16 protein-coding genes are annotated in these 16,513 nt (G+C 76.2%); 14 read left to right on the forward strand and 2 right to left on the reverse strand.

The genetic code is table 11. The features are described from left to right. The 10 genes from dacB to ACGBYP_RS16260 form a co-directional block, all read left to right on the forward strand. Positions 1 to 2,218 (forward strand): D-alanyl-D-alanine carboxypeptidase/D-alanyl-D-alanine-endopeptidase (dacB, locus tag ACGBYP_RS16215; protein WP_411585753.1); only part of this gene is annotated, 2,218 nt, incomplete at its 5' end. A 39-nt stretch (positions 2,219 to 2,257) separates the two neighbouring features. Then, positions 2,258 to 3,349, forward strand: a complete 1,092-nt coding sequence (locus tag ACGBYP_RS16220; protein ID WP_411585755.1) for a zinc-dependent metalloprotease — start codon at positions 2,258 to 2,260, stop codon at positions 3,347 to 3,349. A gap of 14 nt (positions 3,350 to 3,363) precedes the next feature. Continuing rightward, entirely contained in the window at positions 3,364 to 4,395 is a 1,032-nt protein-coding gene (gene tilS / locus ACGBYP_RS16225; protein ID WP_411585756.1) for a tRNA lysidine(34) synthetase TilS, read from the forward strand. A gap of 46 nt (positions 4,396 to 4,441) precedes the next feature. Then, positions 4,442 to 4,999: a hypoxanthine phosphoribosyltransferase gene (gene hpt, locus ACGBYP_RS16230; RefSeq protein WP_411586060.1), complete on the forward strand. Its 558-nt coding sequence runs from the start codon at positions 4,442 to 4,444 to the stop codon at positions 4,997 to 4,999. A 182-nt stretch (positions 5,000 to 5,181) separates the two neighbouring features. Continuing rightward, entirely contained in the window at positions 5,182 to 7,182 is a 2,001-nt protein-coding gene (ftsH, locus tag ACGBYP_RS16235) for an ATP-dependent zinc metalloprotease FtsH (protein ID WP_411585758.1), read from the forward strand. A gap of 65 nt (positions 7,183 to 7,247) precedes the next feature. Beyond that, positions 7,248 to 7,850 (forward strand): GTP cyclohydrolase I FolE, encoded by a 603-nt coding sequence (gene folE / locus ACGBYP_RS16240; RefSeq protein WP_411586061.1) that lies wholly within the window; start codon positions 7,248 to 7,250, stop codon positions 7,848 to 7,850. Next, the gene (gene folP, locus ACGBYP_RS16245; protein ID WP_411585759.1) at positions 7,847 to 8,710 is read left to right on the forward strand and encodes a dihydropteroate synthase; all 864 of its coding nucleotides are present in this window, start codon (positions 7,847 to 7,849) and stop codon (positions 8,708 to 8,710) included. The genes folE and folP overlap by 4 nt, the downstream gene beginning before the upstream one ends. After that, positions 8,703 to 9,122 carry a dihydroneopterin aldolase gene (gene folB / locus ACGBYP_RS16250; protein WP_411585760.1) on the forward strand — a complete coding sequence of 140 codons (420 nt, stop codon included), beginning with the start codon at positions 8,703 to 8,705 and terminating at the stop codon, positions 9,120 to 9,122. Before folP ends, folB begins: the two co-directional genes overlap by 8 nt. Continuing rightward, positions 9,119 to 9,610, forward strand: coding sequence for a 2-amino-4-hydroxy-6-hydroxymethyldihydropteridine diphosphokinase (gene folK / locus ACGBYP_RS16255; RefSeq protein WP_411585762.1), 492 nt, complete (start codon positions 9,119 to 9,121; stop codon positions 9,608 to 9,610). The genes folB and folK overlap by 4 nt, the downstream gene beginning before the upstream one ends. Continuing rightward, positions 9,607 to 10,095, forward strand: a complete 489-nt coding sequence (locus ACGBYP_RS16260) for a DUF3180 domain-containing protein (RefSeq protein ID WP_411585763.1) — start codon at positions 9,607 to 9,609, stop codon at positions 10,093 to 10,095. Before folK ends, ACGBYP_RS16260 begins: the two co-directional genes overlap by 4 nt. On the opposite strand, the gene ACGBYP_RS16265 is transcribed toward ACGBYP_RS16260, so the two are convergent. Beyond that, complete coding sequence (locus ACGBYP_RS16265) at positions 10,092 to 11,270, reverse strand: ABC transporter ATP-binding protein (RefSeq protein WP_411585764.1); 1,179 nt, start codon at positions 11,268 to 11,270, stop codon at positions 10,092 to 10,094. The genes ACGBYP_RS16260 and ACGBYP_RS16265 overlap by 4 nt on opposite strands. 49 nt (positions 11,271 to 11,319) lie before the next feature. On the opposite strand from ACGBYP_RS16265, the gene ACGBYP_RS16270 reads away from it, so the two are divergent. The 3 genes from ACGBYP_RS16270 to ACGBYP_RS16280 all read left to right on the forward strand — a co-directional run bounded on the left by ACGBYP_RS16270 (position 11,320) and on the right by ACGBYP_RS16280 (position 13,884). Then, positions 11,320 to 11,994 carry an ABC transporter permease gene (locus tag ACGBYP_RS16270; protein WP_411585766.1) on the forward strand — a complete coding sequence of 225 codons (675 nt, stop codon included), beginning with the start codon at positions 11,320 to 11,322 and terminating at the stop codon, positions 11,992 to 11,994. Then, positions 11,991 to 12,713 carry an ABC transporter permease gene (locus ACGBYP_RS16275; protein ID WP_411585768.1) on the forward strand — a complete coding sequence of 241 codons (723 nt, stop codon included), beginning with the start codon at positions 11,991 to 11,993 and terminating at the stop codon, positions 12,711 to 12,713. The genes ACGBYP_RS16270 and ACGBYP_RS16275 overlap by 4 nt, the downstream gene beginning before the upstream one ends. A 154-nt stretch (positions 12,714 to 12,867) precedes the next feature. Then, the gene (locus tag ACGBYP_RS16280; protein ID WP_411585770.1) at positions 12,868 to 13,884 is read left to right on the forward strand and encodes a glycine betaine ABC transporter substrate-binding protein; all 1,017 of its coding nucleotides are present in this window, start codon (positions 12,868 to 12,870) and stop codon (positions 13,882 to 13,884) included. Between the two features lie 114 nt (positions 13,885 to 13,998). Here ACGBYP_RS16280 and ACGBYP_RS16285 read toward each other — a convergent pair whose 3' ends face one another. Continuing rightward, positions 13,999 to 14,604, reverse strand: a complete 606-nt coding sequence (locus ACGBYP_RS16285) for a DUF1684 domain-containing protein (RefSeq protein WP_411585772.1) — start codon at positions 14,602 to 14,604, stop codon at positions 13,999 to 14,001. A gap of 91 nt (positions 14,605 to 14,695) precedes the next feature. On the opposite strand from ACGBYP_RS16285, the gene ACGBYP_RS16290 reads away from it, so the two are divergent. Beyond that, the gene (locus tag ACGBYP_RS16290) at positions 14,696 to 16,336 is read left to right on the forward strand and encodes a DUF6779 domain-containing protein (RefSeq protein WP_411585774.1); all 1,641 of its coding nucleotides are present in this window, start codon (positions 14,696 to 14,698) and stop codon (positions 16,334 to 16,336) included. Positions 16,337 to 16,513: the final 177 nt, after the last annotated feature.

The following is a 16,513-nucleotide window of genomic DNA, read 5'->3' on the forward strand; positions in this document are numbered from 1 at the left end:
GCTGGTCGAGCTGCCCGAGGTCGGACCGTCGGACGTCGGGCCGTCGGACGTCGAGGCCCCCGCGGTCGAGTCGTCGGCGATCGATCCGTCTGACGCCGCGCCGTCCCACGCCGGCCCGGTGGAGGCCGCGTGGCTGGACGGGGCCGCGGCGCCGGAGCTCCCGTCCCCGGCGGACGACGTCCCGGCGGACGACGTCCCGCCGGAGGACCCCGAGGCGGCCGCCCGCCGCGCCGCCGCCGCTGCCCAGGCCGCCGCCGACCTGGCCACGATCAAGGAGTGGGCGGCCCAGCGAGCCGCAGCGCAGGCCGCCGAGGAGCAGGCCGCGGCCGAGGAGCAGGCCGCGGCCGACCAGGCGGTCCCGGACGAGGCCGAGGTCGCACGGCTCGCCGCCGCGCAGGCCGCCGCCGACCTGGCCGCCGTCCGCGAGTGGGCCGCCCAGCGGGCGGCCGAGGAGCAGGCCGCCGCCGACCGGGCGGCCGCCGAGCGCGCCGAGAGCGAGAGCGCCGAGAGCGAGCGCGCCGAGACCGCGCGGCTGGCCGCCGAGCGTGCCGCCGAGGTGCAGGCGGAGTCCGAGCGCGCTGCCGCAGCCGCCCGGGTGGCCGCCGAGCGGGCAGCCGTCGCCCAGCAGGCCGCCGACCGGATGGCCGCCGAGCGCGCCGCCGCCGACCAGCAGGCGGCAGAGCAGGCGGCGGCAGAGCAGGCGGCAGCCGAGCAGGCATCGGCCGACCGGGCGGCAGTCGAGCTGGCCGCCACCCGCCGGGCGCAGGAGGCGGCCCGACCCGCGTCCGGGGCCACTGCGGCTCCCGCCCGGGGTCGTCGCCGGGCCGCGGCGGGCCGGGGCAGGCGGCGGGTGAGGGTCCTCGTCGCCTCGCTGCTCGCCCTGGTCCTCGTGGCGGCCGGCGTGGTGCTGGCGCTCGACCTCACCGGCGGCCGGGGTGGTGACCCCGCGACGCCGGAGGCCGAGCCGGTGGCCGACGCGGTCCTGCCCGAGCTCACCGGACCGCAGCCGGTCCTCGCCGGCCTCGCCACCACCGCGCCGGTGCCCGACCCGGGCGTCCTGGCCGCCACGCTCGCGCCGCTGCTCGACGCTCCGGCGCTGGGCAGCGGGCTCTCCGCCCAGGTCGTCGACGTCGCCACCGGCCAGGTGCTGCTCGACCGCGACGCCGCCGACCCCGGCACCCCGGCCTCGACGAACAAGCTGCTCACCTCGGTGGCCGTGCTGACCACCCTCGACCCGACCGCCACCCTGCCCACCACGGTGGTGGCCGGCAGCGCCCCCGGTGAGGTCGTGCTGGTCGGAGGCGGTGACCCGACCCTGTCGACCACCGCCCCCTCGACCGACTACCCGGGCGCGGCCACCGTCGCCGACCTCGCCGACCAGGTCCGGTCCGCCCTGGGCGGCACCCCGCTCACCCGGGTCGTGGTCGACGGCTCGCTGTTCACCGGGCCGCAGACCGCGCCGGGCTGGGGCCCGGGTGACGCGCCCTCCACCTACGCCGCGCCGGTCACCGCGGTCGCCGTCGACGGCGGGCGCGTCCGGCCGGGCCGCGACCCGCGCAGCGGGCAGCCGGACACCGACGCCGGCGCCGCCCTGGCCGCGGCCCTCGGCGCGCCCGGCGTCCCCGTCGAGCCCGGCGTCGCCCCGGCCGGCGCCCGCACGCTGGGCCGGGTGGAGTCGGCGCCGGTCGCGCGGCTGGTGGAGCAGGCGCTGACCGCCTCGGACAACCTGCTCGCCGAGACGCTGGCCCGCCAGGTGGCCCTGGCCCGCGGTCTGCCGGGCAGCTTCGAGGGCGGCGCCCAGGCCGTCACCGCCGCGCTCGCCGAGGCCGGCCTGGACACGACCGGGGTCTCGCTCGCCGACGGCAGCGGGCTCTCCGGTGACGACCGGGTGCCGGCCCGGTTGCTCGTCGCCGTGCTCCGCGGGGCCGCCGACGGCAGCATCGACGGCGCCGACGCCGTCCTCTCCGGGCTCCCGGTCGCCGGCTACGACGGCACCCTGGCCGAGCGCTCCGCCGACGGGAGCGGGGTGCCCGCCGCCGTGCGCGCCAAGACCGGCACCCTCGGCGGCGTCAACGACCTCGCCGGCACCGTGCTCACCGCCGACGGCCGCCTCCTCGCCTTCGCCGTCCTCGCCGACGGCACCACCGGTGGCCTGGTCGCCAGCGAGGCGGCGCTGGACCGGGTGGCGGCCGCCCTGGCCGGCTGCGGCTGCCGCTGACGAGGGGCCGGGGCCCGGGCCGATGAGTACGGTCGGGACATGAGCCGCCCCTCGTCCCTGGTCGACTGGGCCCTCGCCGGCCGCACCGCCCGGCGCCTGGTGAAGCCCGGTCCGCCCACCTCGCGCGAGGAGGCCGCCGCCGTCGTCGCCGAGCTGCACCGCGCCGCCGCCACCGCCGTCGCGCACGTCGAGGGGCTCACCGGGCTGCGCCCGCTGCCCGGTGGGCCCGTGCCGACCGTCGCCGTGGTCGACCGGCCCGGCTGGGTCGACGCCAACACCGCGGGCATGAGCGCCCTGCTCGACCCGCTGGCCGCCGGCATCCAGGCCGCGACCGGCAAGACCCCCGGCGCGCTGGCCACCGCCGTCGGCTCGCGGGTCACCGGCGCCCAGGCCGGCGCCGTCCTGGCCTTCCTCTGCTCCCGCGTGCTGGGGCAGTACGAGGTGTTCGGCAGCGGCGGCCGGCTGCTGCTGGTGGCGCCCAACATCGTCGAGACCGAGCGCCGGCTCGGCGTCGACCCCGCCGACTTCCGGCTCTGGGTCTGCCTGCACGAGGTCACCCACCAGCTGCAGTTCACCGCCGTCCCCTGGCTGCGCAGCTACCTCGAGGAGCAGATGACGCTCTTCGCCGAGGCCACGGACCTGGACTCCGACGTCCTGCTCGACCGGGTGCAGGAGCTCCTGCGCAGCCTCGTCGGCGCCGTCCGCGGTGGCGGGACCGGCGACGGCCCGCAGGGGCTGATGGCGCTGGTCACCCACCCCGAGCAGCGGGCCGTGCTCGACCGGGTCACCGCGGTGATGAGCCTGGTCGAGGGGCACGCCGAGTACGTCATGGACGGCGTCGGGCCGGACGTTGTCCCGTCGGTGCGCGTACTGCGCCAGCGGTTCGCCCAGCGCCGCAAGGGCCGCAGCCCGCTGGACCGCGTGCTGCGCCGGCTGCTCGGGCTGGAGCAGAAGATGCAGCAGTACGCCGACGGCCGGGTGTTCGTGGCCGGCGTCGTCGACCTGGTCGGGATGGACGGGTTCAACCAGGTCTGGGCCGGGCCGGAGAACCTCCCGTACCGCGACGAGCTCACCGACCCCGCCCGCTGGGTGACCCGCGTGCTGGAGACCCGGCCGGCCTTCCCCGGCTGACCGCACCGCCCGCCATGGTCGGACCCGACCCCGCCGTCGCCGCGCTGCGCAGCGCCGTGCGACCCGGCCTCGCCGCGACCACCGGCCCGGTGCTGGTGGCCTGCAGCGGGGGAGCGGACTCCGTCGCGCTGGCCGCGGCGCTGGCCTTCGAGGCGCCCCGCGCCGGGCGCCGGGTCGGTGCGGTGACCGTCGACCACGGGCTGCAGGCCGGCTCGGCCGAGCAGGCGCGCCGCACCGCCGAGCTGCTCCGGTCGTTGCGGCTGGACCCGGTGCTCGTGCTGCCGGTGACCGTCGGCGCCGCGGGCGGCCCGGAGGGCGCTGCCCGGGACGCGCGGGCCGCCGCGCTGTCGGCGGCCGCGCGGGACCACGCGGCGACCGTCGCGCTCGGCCACACCCTCGACGACCAGGCCGAGACGGTGCTGCTCGGGCTCGCCCGCGGCTCCGGGCCCCGGTCGGTGGCCGGCATGGTCGAGCACCGGCCGCCGTTCTGGCGCCCGCTGCTGGGCGTGCGCCGGGAGACCACCCGCGCCGCGTGCGCCGCCCAGCAGCTGCCGGTCTGGGACGACCCGTGGAACGCCGACCCGGCCTACACCCGCGTGCGGCTGCGCACCGCGGTGCTGCCGCTGCTGGAGGAGGTCCTCGGCGGCGGGGTGGCCCTGGCGCTGGGTCGCACCGCGGCCATGCTGCGTGAGGACCTCGACGCGCTGGACGCCCTGGCCGCCACCGAGCTCGACGCCCTGCAGGCCGCGGACGGCGCGCTGCCGGCCGGGCCGCTGGCCGAGCTGCCCCCCGCCCTGCGCCGGCGGGTGCTGCGCGGCTGGCTGCACCGGGCCGGGGTGCGGGACCTGCAGGCGGTGCACCTGGCCGCCGTCGACGCACTGCTCACCCGCTGGAGGGGGCAGGGCCGGGCGGACCTGCCGGGCGGTAGGGGGGTGGTCCGGGCGTCTGGCAGGCTGGAGGTGCAGCGCGGCGCCGCTCCCGGTCCCCGGACCGGACGGCGCACCGCGCGCCCCGCCCCCGCCGTCGTCCCCCCTGAGGAGCACTGAGCCCGTGACCGAGCCCGCCACCACTGCCGCGCAGGCCGCCGGACCACTGGGCCACGACCACGGCTACGGGCCCGACATCGACCACGTCCTGCTCAGCGAGGCGCAGATCCAGGAGAAGATCTCCGAGCTCGCCGCGCAGGTGGCCGTCGACTACGCCGGCCGCGAGGTGCTGCTGGTCGGCGTCCTCAAGGGCGCGGTGCTCTTCATGTCCGACTTCGCCCGCACGCTGCAGCTGCCCACGCAGATGGAGTTCATGGCGGTCTCCTCCTACGGCAGCTCGACGAGCTCCTCCGGCGTCGTCCGGATCCTCAAGGACCTCGACCGGGACATCGCCGACAAGCACGTGCTGGTGCTCGAGGACATCATCGACTCGGGGCTGACCCTGTCCTGGCTGCTGAAGAACCTGGGCAGCCGGCGGCCGGCGAGCCTGGAGGTCTGCACGCTGCTGCGCAAGCCCGACGCGGTGAAGGTCGACGTCCCGGTCCGCTACGTCGGCTTCGACATCCCCAACGAGTTCGTCGTCGGCTACGGGCTCGACTACGCCGAGCGGTACCGCGACCTGCCCTACATCGCCACGCTCAAGCCCGAGGTCTACTCCAGCTAGCGGAGGCGTCCCGCGGGCGGGGGACGGCGCGCACGCAGCTGTCTCACAGGTCACGCGGTGTACCGTCGACCCAACGACGTCGCCCTGCCGCGGGGTGCCACCCGGGGTCGTGGGCCGCGTCCTGCGACGATCAGGAGGGTCGACGGGCAAGGCCGGGCTCGCCCGGTGCCCGGACACGGTGTATGGAACGTAAGAAGATCGTCCGGAGCCCCTGGTTCTGGATCGCCATCGTGCTCCTGCTGGCCCTCGTCGGCTCCAGCTTCTTCCGCGGCAACGGTGGGTTCACCGAGGTCCCCACCTCCACTGCGCTGACCCAGCTCGCCGAGGGCAACGTCGCCAAGGCGACGATCAACGACCGGGAGCAGACGCTCGAGCTCGAGCTCCGCAACCCGGTCAACGACAGCTCCGAGGTCGTCGCCTCCTACCCGGCCGAGGCCTCCGACGACGTCTTCACCGCCGTCCGCGAGGCCTCCGACGGCGACGGACCGCTCGACTTCGACACCGAGGTCAGCCAGGACAACCTCCTGGTCAGCCTGCTGGTGAGCTTCCTGCCCTTCGTCCTGCTGCTCCTGCTGCTGTTCTGGCTGTTCAACTCCATGCAGGGCGGCGGCCGGGGCGTCGCGGCCTTCGGCAAGTCCAAGGCCAAGATGGTCAGCAAGGACACCCCGAAGACCACGTTCGCCGACGTCGCCGGCGCGGACGAGGCCATCGAGGAGCTGCACGAGATCAAGGACTTCCTGCAGAACCCGGTCAAGTACCAGGCCATCGGCGCGAAGATCCCCAAGGGCGTGCTGCTGTTCGGCCCGCCCGGGACCGGCAAGACGCTGCTGGCCCGCGCCGTCGCCGGCGAGGCCGGCGTGCCGTTCTACTCGATCTCCGGCTCGGACTTCGTCGAGATGTTCGTCGGTGTCGGCGCCAGCCGGGTCCGTGACCTGTTCACCCAGGCCAAGGAGAACGCCCCGGCGATCATCTTCATCGACGAGATCGACGCCGTCGGCCGGCAGCGCGGCGCCGGCATGGGCGGTGGGCACGACGAGCGCGAGCAGACGCTGAACCAGATGCTGGTCGAGATGGACGGCTTCGACGTCAAGGGCGGCGTCATCATGATCGCCGCCACCAACCGGCCCGACGTCCTGGACCCGGCGCTGCTGCGCCCGGGCCGCTTCGACCGGCAGATCGCCGTCGACCGCCCCGACCTGCAGGGCCGGGTCGCGGTGCTCAAGGTGCACGCCACCGGCAAGCCGCTGGCCAGCGACGTCGACCTGACCACGCTCGCCCGCCGCACCCCCGGTTTCACCGGTGCCGACCTGGCCAACGTGCTCAACGAGGCCGCGCTGCTCACCGCCCGCAACGGTGGCACGCAGATCACCGACGCCACCCTCGAGGAGGCGATCGACCGCGTGCTCTCCGGGCCGGAGCGCAAGACCCGGGCGATGAGCGAGAAGGAGAAGAAGGTCACCGCGTACCACGAGGGCGGCCACGCCCTGGTGGCGCACGCACTGCCGAACACCGACCCGGTGCACAAGGTGACGATCCTGCCGCGCGGCCGCTCGCTCGGGCACACCCTGGTGCTGCCCACCGAGGACAAGTACACCCAGACGCGCTCGGAGATGATCGACCAGCTGGCCTACATGCTCGGTGGCCGCGCCGCCGAGGAGCTCGTCTTCCACGAGCCCACCACCGGTGCCGGCAACGACATCGAGAAGGCCACCTCGGTGGCCAAGGCGATGGTCACCCAGTACGGCATGAGCGCCAAGCTCGGTGCGGTGAAGTACGGCAGCACCGACTCCGAGCCGTTCCTGGGCCGGGACATGGGCTCGCGGCCGGACTACTCCGACGCCGTCGCCGCCGACATCGACGGCGAGGTGCGCGCGCTCATCGAGACCGCGCACGACGAGGCCTGGGAGATCCTGGTCGAGTACCGCGACACCCTCGACCGGCTGGTGCTCGAGCTGCTGGAGAAGGAGACGCTGTCCCGCGAGGACATGGACCGGATCTGCGCCGGGGTGGTCAAGCGCCCGTCGATGGCCCCCTACAACGGCTTCGGCAAGCGCACCCCGTCGCAGCGCCCGCCGGTGCTCACCCCGGCCGAGCTGGCCGGTCTCAACGGTGCGACGGCCGCGTCCGCCAACGGCCACGGTGCCCCGACCGGGGACGTCGGCACCCCGGCTCCCGGCCGGTGACCGCCGGACCCGGGGGAGCAGGTCAGGGCGCGACGCCGCAGGTCGACGGCCTCGGCCAGGACCCGGTGACCGGTGACCCGGTCGCCGACCTGGCCGCGGGCCGCATCGACGCGCCCCGGATCGAGGCCGCCGTCCGCGAGATCCTGCTCGCGATCGGTGAGGACCCCGACCGTCCGGGGCTGGTCGACACCCCCGCCCGGGTCGCCCGGGCGTACGGGGAGACCTTCGCCGGCCTCTCCCAGGACCCCCGCGAGGTGCTCGCCACGACCTTCGACGAGGGCCACGACGAGCTGGTGCTGGTCCGCGACATCCCGATGTACTCGACCTGCGAGCACCACCTGGTGCCCTTCCACGGCCGGGCGCACGTCGGCTACATCCCCGGCCCCGACGGGCGGGTGACCGGGCTGTCGAAGCTGGCCCGGCTGGTCGAGGTCTACGCCCGCCGCCCGCAGGTGCAGGAGCGGATGACCCGACAGGTCGCCGACGCCCTGTTCGAGGTCCTCGCGCCCCGGGGCGTCATCGTCGTGATCGAGGCCGAGCACCTGTGCATGGCGATGCGCGGGGTGCGCAAGGCCGGGACGACCACGGTGACGTCGGCGGTGCGCGGGGCCTTCCGCGACAACGCGGTCACCCGTGGTGAGGCGATGAGCCTCATCCTGGGCCGGTGACCACGCTCCTCCCGCTGCCGCGCCCGCAGCGCTGCCTGGTGATGGGCGTCCTCAACGTCACCCCGGACTCGTTCTCCGACGGTGGCACGTTCGCCGACCCGGCCGTCGCCGTCGAGCACGGGCTGCGGATGCACGCCGACGGCGCCGACTACGTCGACGTGGGCGGGGAGTCGACCCGCCCCGGCGCCGACCGGGTCGACGCCGACGAGGAGTGCCGCCGGGTCGTGCCGGTGGTCCGCGAACTGGCGGCCGCCGGCGTGCGGGTCAGCGTCGACACCACCCGCGCCGAGGTCGCCGCGGCGGCGCTGGAGGCCGGTGCGACGCTGGTCAACGACGTCAGCGGCGGGCTCGCCGACGAGGGCATGGCCCGGCTGGTCGCCGAGGCCGGCGTCCCGTGGGTGCTCATGCACTGGCGCGGCCACAGCCGCGAGATGCAGGCCGCGGCCCGCTACGGCGACGTGGTCACCGAGGTGGCCGCCGAGCTCACCGCCCGGGTCGAGGACGTGGTGGCCGCCGGGGTCGACCCCGCGCAGCTGGTGCTGGACCCGGGGCTGGGCTTCGCCAAGAACGCCGAGCACAACTGGGCGCTGCTGGCCGGGCTGGACCGGCTGGTCGGGCTCGGGCTGCCGGTGCTCGTGGGGGCCTCCCGCAAGACCTTCCTCGGCCGGCTGCTCGCCGCCCCCGACGGCACCGTGCGCCCGGTCGAGGGCCGCGAGGCCGCCACCCTGGCGATCTCGGTGCTCGCCGCGCAGGCCGGGGCCTGGGGCGTGCGCGTGCACGACCCGCGGCAGTCGCTGGACGCCATCGCCACCGTGGACGCCGTGCGCGCCGCCCGAACCGCTGGAGGAACCCGTGGCTGATGCAGGACCCCGCCCCTCGCAGGCCCGGGGCGTGCCCCGGGACGGGGCCGTCCCCGACCGGATCACCGTGCACGGGCTCACCGGCCACGGCTTCCACGGCGTCTACCCCGCCGAGCGCCAGCACGGTCAGACCTTCCGGGTCGACGCCGTGCTGGAGCTGGACACCGCGCCGGCCGCGGCCACCGACGACCTGGCCCGCACCGTCAACTACGCCGAGCTCGCCCAGGCGCTGCACGCGGTGCTGGTCGGCGAGCCGGTCGACCTGCTGGAGACCCTGGCGCAGCGGCTGGCCGACCGCTGCCTGGCCGACCCGCTGGTCGACGCCGTCGAGATCACCGTGCACAAGCCCGACGCCGACCTGGGTGTGCCCGCCGACGACGTGACGGTGGCGATCCGCCGCACCCGCCGGTGACCACCGCCGTCCTCTCCCTCGGCGGCAACCTGGGCGACCGGGAGGCGACGCTGCGCGCGGCGCTGAGGGCGCTCGCGGAGCAGGGCCTGGTCGCTGCCTCGGGCCTGTACGAGACCCCGCCGTGGGGGCCGGTCGAGCAGCCGCCGTACCTCAACGCGGTCGCCGTCCTGACCGCTGACCGGGACGCCGCCGGCTGGCTGGCGCTCGCGCACGAGCTCGAGCAGGCCGCCGGCCGCACCCGGGAGGTGCGCTGGGGCGCCCGCACCCTGGACGTCGACGTCGTCACCGTCACCGCGGACGACGGCACGCCGGTGCGCTCCGACGACCCGGAGCTGCTGCTGCCGCACCCGCGCGCCGCCGAGCGGGCGTTCGTGCTGGTGCCGTGGCTGGCGCTCGACCCGGCGGCGATGCTGCCCGGGCACGGCCCGGTCGCCGACCTGGTGGCGGCGCTCCCGCCCGCGGACGTGGCCGCCGTGGTCCCGGCGTGACCCCGGTCAGCCGCCGCGACCTGGTGGTCCTCGCCCTGGGGCTGACGCTCGCCAGCTGGATCGTCGTCCGGGCCGCCTACGGCGAGCTGCCGGCGCTGCGGTGGTGGCTGCCGGTGCCCGTCGGGCTGCTCGCCCTCGCCGAGGCCGGCGCCGCCCGCAGCGTCCGCGCCCGGCTGCGGGCCCAGCGCGACCGGCGTCCGCTGCCGGGCTCCGGGCCGGTCGAGCCGCTGCTGGCCGCCCGGCTGGCGGTGCTCGCCCAGGCCAGCGCCTACGTGGGCGCGGTGCTCGCCGGCTGCTGGGCCGGCCTCCTGCTGCACACCGCGCCCGCGCTGGGCCGGCTCACCGCGGCCCGCGGCGACACCACCACCGGGGTGATCGGCGTGGTCCTCGCCGTCGCGCTCACCGGGGCGGCGCTGTGGCTGGAGCACGTCTGCAGGCTGCCCCGGGACGAGGACGACGAGCCGCCGGGCGGTGTGCGCGCCTAGACGGCGCCGGCGGTCTCGGGGACGGTGCCCTCGACGGAACGGCGCAGCGCGGCGTGCAGCGACTCGGGGGTGAGCACCCCGCAGAACCGGTCGCCGTCGAGCACGGCGACCCAGCCGGCCTCCAGTTGCAGCATGGTGGAGAACGCCGTCTTCAAGGTGGCGTCGATCGGCACCCAGGCCTCCATCCTCTTGCCCGCCCCGCGCACCGTGCCCGCGCCGGTGGCGCGCTCGGCGGAGAGCCAGCCGTGCAGCGCCTGGTGGTCGTCGAGCACCACGGCCCACCGGGCGCCGGCCCGCTGCAGGGCGGCGCGCGCGTCGGCCAGGCTGTCGTCGACGTGCACCACGGGCGGCTGCTCCAGGTCGGCCATGTCGATGCCGGTGACCGCCAGCCGCTTGAGCCCGCGGTCGGCGCCCACGAAGTCGGCGACGAACGGGGTGGCGGGGGAGCCGAGCAGCTCGGCGGGGGCGGCGAACTGCTCGACCTTGCCGCCGGTGCTCATCACCGCGATCCGGTCACCGAGGCGCACGGCCTCCTCGATGTCGTGGGTGACGAAGACGATGGTCTTGCGGACGGTGTCCTGCAGCCGCAGGAACTCCGTCTGCAGCCGCTCCCGCACGATGGGGTCGACGGCGGAGAACGGCTCGTCCATGAGCAGGACGGCGGGGTCGGCGGCCAGGGCCCGCGCCACCCCGGCCCGCTGCCGCTGCCCGCCGGAGAGCTGGTGCGGGTAGCGGTCGCCGAAGGCGGCCGGGTCCAGGCCCACCAGGTCGAGCAGCTCCTCCACCCGGTCGGCGGTGCGGCGCTTGTCCCAGCCCAGCAGCCGGGGGACGGTGCCGACGTTGCGGCGGACGGTCTGGTGCGGGAAGAGCCCGACGTTCTGGATGACGTAGCCGATCCGGCGGCGCAGCTCCACCGGGTCGACCCGGGTGACGTCGTCGTCGCCGAGCAGGATCCGGCCGGTGGTCGGCTCGATGATCCGGTTGATCATCTTCATCGTGGTCGTCTTGCCGCAGCCCGACGGCCCGACCAGCACGGTCAGCTCGCCCGCGGCGAAGGTGAGGTCCAGCTCCCGCACCCCGACGCTGCCGTCGGGATAGGTCTTGCTGACCCCCTCCAGCCGGATGGCCTGGGCGGGGGAGGCTGTGGTCTGGGGCTGGGGAGCGCTAACGTCCACGAGTGGCCTTCCTGACGGGCGCCCGGTGCTGAGCGCGTCGAGCGGTGCGGTGCTCGCTGCCGATGCGGCGCCGAACCCCTGGTTCGACCCCTCCTACGTGACGTCGAACTGGGGCACCATCCTCGCCTACCTGGGCGAGCACGTGCGGCTCACGGTCGCGGCGGTGCTGCTCGGCGCGTTGATCGCGCTGCCGCTGGCCCTGCTCGCCCGGCGCAGCCGGTGGCTGGCCGGGCCCGTGCTCGGCCTGTCGACGCTCGTCTACACGATCCCGTCGCTGGCGATGTTCGCCTTCGTCGCACCGATCACCGGGCTGTCCGCGACCACCGTGCTGATCGGCCTGGTGCTCTACTCGCTGGTGGTCCTCGTGCGCAACTTCCTGGCCGGCCTGCAGTCGGTCCCGGCCGACGTCCAGGAGGCGGCCCGGGGCATGGGCTACGGGCCGGTCCGGATGTTCTGGCAGGTCGAGCTGCCGCTGGCGCTGCCGTCGTTCATGGCAGGCATCCGGGTCGCCACGGTCTCCACCGTCGCCCTGGTCACCGTGGGGGTGATCGTCGGCCACGGCGGGCTGGGCCAGCTGATCACCGGCGGGTTCAACGCGAACTTCTACCGGGCGCAGATCGTCACCGGCGCGGTCGGCTGCGTGCTGCTGGCGCTGGTCGCCGACCTGCTGCTGGCCGGCGCCGAGCGCGCGCTGACCCCGTGGACCCGGCGGGCGCGGGCATGAACCAGCTCCAGGCGGCCCTCCGCTACCTCAACGACCCGCTCAACTGGACGCGCACCAACGGGATCCTCGACCTGCTGGTGCAGCACCTGCGCATCTCCGTCGTGGCCATCGCGGTCGCCATGGCGATCGGCATCCCGGTCGGTGCGCTGCTCGGCCACACCGGCCGGGGCGGTGCCTTCACCGTCGCGCTGTCCAACGTCTCCCGTGCCGTCCCGACGCTGGCCCTGCTGACCGTGTTCGCCGTCACCCCGATCGGCTTCGGGCCCACCGCGACCACCATCGCGCTCGCGCTGTTCGCGCTGCCCCCGGTCCTGACGAACACCTACGTCGGGTTCCGGGGCGTCGACCGGGACGTCGTCGAGGCCTCCCGCGCCATGGGGATGAGCGAGCGGCAGGTGCTGCTGCGCGCCGAGCTCCCGCTCGCGGTCCCGCTGCTGATGACCGGGGTCCGCACGGCCGCGGTGCAGGTCGTGGCCACCGCCACCCTGGCCGCGCTGGTCGCCGGCGGCGGTCTGGGCCGGATCATCACCCTCGGCTTCCGCCAGCAGGACTACGGCGCCGTGCTGGCCGGCGCCCTGCTCGTCGCGCTGCTCGCGGTGGCCACCGAGGTGCTCCTGGCGCTGGTGTCCTGGGCGGTCACCCCCGGCCCGCGGCGGCTCGCGTTCGGCCGGGTGCGCACCCGGCAGGTGGGCGCCGGGGCGGTGGCCGCCACCCCCTGACCGGGTGGACGAGGTCACCGCCGGATAACGGTCGGGCACGACGGACTTGCCCTCGAGCGGCCCCGGGGGGTTGAGTGTCCGACGCGGGGCACCCCCCGCCAGACACGCGTGGACGTCCAGCAGAGGGCCCCACGGGACACAGAAGGCGGAGCTGATGCGCACGCGTCCCCGTTTCCAGACCATCCTCCCCATCGCCGCCGTCGCGGCCGTCCTCGCCACCGCCGCGTGCGGTGAGTCCGGTTCCTCGGGCACCGGCGGCCAGGCCGCCGCCACCGGGTCCGCCTCGGGCGACGCCTGCGCGCCGGTCGCCGGTGACCAGCTCGTCGTCCTCGAGGACGACAAGGGCCTGCAGAACGCCGACAACGTCGTCCCCGCGGTCAACGCCGCGGCCGCCGCGGCCAACCCGGCCGTCGTCCAGGCGCTCGACACGGTCTCGGCCGCGCTGACCGGCGACGACCTGATCGCGATGAACAAGGCCGTCGACATCGACCGGCAGACCGCGACCGACGTCGCCGCCGCCTACGCGCAGGAGAACGACCTGGGCTCGGGCGTCACCGGCGGCAGCGGCCCGATCGTCGTCGGTGCCGCGGACTTCAGCGAGTCCCAGGTGCTGGCCAACGTCTACGCCCAGGCGCTGAACGCGGCCGGCTTCCAGGCCACCGTGCAGACCGTCGGCAACCGCGAGCTGTACCTGCCGGCGCTCAAGAGCGGTGAGATCCAGGTCTTCCCGGAGTACCTGGCCACCGTCGCCGACATCATCAACGAGAACGTCTCCCCGGGCGCCGAGCCGATCGCCACCAGCGACGCCGACGAGACGCTCGCCGCGCTCGAGCCGGTCGCCGAGCAGTACGGGCTGGTGTTCGGCACGCCCGCCGAGGCGACCGACCAGAACGCCTTCGCCGTCACCACCGCGTTCGCCGACGCCCTCGGGGTCACCACCCTCACCGAGCTGGCCGAGAAGTGCGGCGACGGCTCGCTGACCCTCGGCGGCCCGGGCGAGTGCCCGACCCGGCCGCAGTGCCAGCTCGGCCTGGAGGAGACCTACGGCCTCACCTTCGCCGGCTTCAGCGAGTACGACGCCGGCGGCCCGCTGACCAAGGCCGCCATCCAGCAGGGTGACGTCTCCATGGGCCTGGTCTTCAGCTCCGACGGCGCCCTCGCCCAGGGCTGAGCCCCAGGACCACCGCAGCGGCGGGCACCTCCCGGGGTGCCCGCCGCTCGGCATCCGGCCCCCTTGCCGGGTCCCGCCGTGAGCCTGCGCACGGTGGGGGGCAAGGGGGTCCTCCTAGTACCAGCCGCCGGGGGGCAGTTGCTCGCCGGCGGTGACCACGGTGGGCACGCGGTTGCCCTCGGGGGCCAGCGGGCAGGTCCACTGCGGGTCGTAGGTGCACGACGGGTGGTAGGCGAAGTTAAGGTCGACCACGAGCCGGTCGCCGGTCCCGCCCAGGTCGGCGCTCTTGACAGTGTCGAGCAGGTAGCGGCCGCCGCCGTAGGTCGTCGTCCCGGCGCTGCCGTCGCGCAGTGGCAGGAAGACCCCACCGCCGTACCCGCCCGTCCACCACACGTCGAGCCGGCCGACGTCGCCGAGGGTGACCCGGCCGATCCGGTGGAGCACCAGACCGCCCTCACCGGTGGGCACCCCCAGCTGCAGCGGCTCGACGTCGGTGTCCACGGCGGCGTCGAAGCGCAGCGCCGGGTCGTAGGGGGCCATCGGCACCCCGGTGAACGCGGGCCGGACCGCGGCGTCCAGCGGGGAGTCCGGGTGCGTGCCGAGCAGGGCGTCGCGGCCGGTCCGCCAGAGCTGCCAGCCGGCCTCGGGGTCGTCGGCGGCGCGCACGTCGGCGTACAGGGCAGCGACGCGTCGGCGCCAGTCGAGCAGGGTGAGCGTCACCGCCCCACCCTGTCACCGACCGCGGGCCCGGCGGTGCACGGATCCCCCGACAACCACTCGCCGGAGCCCCTCCAGCCCGTAGAGTGACGGCATGGGAGGTCGCCGGGACGACGACGGTCCTGCCCGCAACGCCTTGCCCGCGGTGCCCCCGCGCCCGCCGGCGCCGCGCCCCCGACCGGTCCCGCCGCCGGCCGAGCCGGCCGCGGCCGAGCGGCCTGTCCCGGTGCGTCCCCGCGACGAGGAGCGCGGGAGCTCCGCCCGTCGCGCCTGGCTCGCCGTCGGGCTGGTGCTGGCCGCCGTCGCGACCGCCGCGGTCGTGCTCACCGACAACCCGCTGGTGCTGCGGATCGTGCTGCTGGGGGTCTGCTGGGCCTTCGTGGTCGCCGCCTTCCTCGGCGGCAGCCGCGACAGCGACCGGATCGCCGCCGCCGCCCGGGAGGCCGAGCAGCGCGCCGCCCGCGAGCTGGAGCGCGAGCGCGAGGCCTCCGCCCGGCACGCCGAGGAGGCCGCGCTGCAGGACCGGCTGCGGCGGGAGGCCGAGGAGGCGATGCGCGGGGAGCTGCAGCAGCTGCGCACCCAGCTCTCCGCCCTGGACCGGCTGCAGGACGACCTCGCCGCGGTCGGCCGGCTGCGCGGCGACCTCGACGCTCTCGCGCAGCTGTCCGCCCAGCTCACCGAGCTGACCGAGCTGCGCGGTGAGCTCGCCGGGCTCACCCAGCTGCGGTCCCAGCTCACCGGCGTCGGCGAGCTGCGGACCGAGATCGGGCGGCTGCGCACCGACGGCACCGAGCAGCTCTCGGGTGAGGTGCTGGTCGAGCGGACGGTGATGCGCGCCCAGTCGGTGCGCGGCCCCGCGCAGGGCCCCGACACCTTCGGCGGCCGGACGCTGGACGGCACGCCCGACTGGCCGGCGGAGCCGCCGCTGCGCACCGGAGGCTGGGAGGTCGACTCCTGGACCACCCGGGTCGAGGGAGGCGCGGCCACGGACGACGCCGAGCCCGCGCCGCGGCCGCTCGACCCCCCGCCCACCGACCCGACCCGCACCTCCGCCGTGGTCGACGAGGAGCAGGGGTCCCGGCACCGGCCGCCCTCGCCGGTCGAGTGGCTGCAGGGCGAGCCGCGGCCGGCGCCCGGCCCGGCCGCGGTGCCGAGGTCGCCGCGCGCGTGGCTGGACGAGCGGTCGCAGGTCGGCACGGGCGACCCGACCGGTGGGCTCCCGCTCGCCGGCGAGGGCGTCGGCCCCGCCACCACCGCGTGGTCGCCGGCGCCGGAGCCCCCGCGACGCCACCGCCGGGCCGCCGAGCCCGACGAGCCCGCCCCCTGGGCCGACCGGCTGCGCGGGACGACCCCGGACGAGTCGCCGTCGTCCGAGGTCGCGTCGTCCGAGGTCGCGTCGTACGTGAGCGCGTCCCACGACCCGTCCTCCGGCGAGGAGCCGTCCGACGAGGGCGCGGCGTACGAGCCGCCGTCCTGGCTCGACCGGGGCACCACGGACGCCGGGGCGGCCACCGGCAGCACCGTCTGGACCCCGGCCGAGGAGCCGGACGACGAGATCCGCCGCGCCCCCGAGCCGGCGGCGCCGCAGCGCGCCGGCCACGCCCGGCTGGAGCAGATCCTCGCCGAGAGCGGCGTCGCGGCGCCCAGCGGTGCCCGGTCGCGCCGTCGGCGCTACCGCGAGGAGGGCCAGGACGAGGCGGACGACGTGCTGGCCCGGGTGCTCCGCCGGGACTGACCCCGGCCGGTGACCCAGCACACAGCGGCCGGACGTTGCCGCGGCACCCCGCCCGGTAACACACTCGCCACTGACGGATCACGTGTGTGACACACCCACGCCGGGTGGTTGCAGCAGGTGTCCCCGTCGCTCGACGAGCACCCGCTCGACCCGCACCACCCAGCGGTCTCCGGCGAC

Origin of the sequence: Modestobacter sp. SSW1-42, assembly GCF_046635825.1 — a bacterium.
Classification (GTDB): Bacteria; Actinomycetota; Actinomycetes; order Mycobacteriales; family Geodermatophilaceae; genus Modestobacter.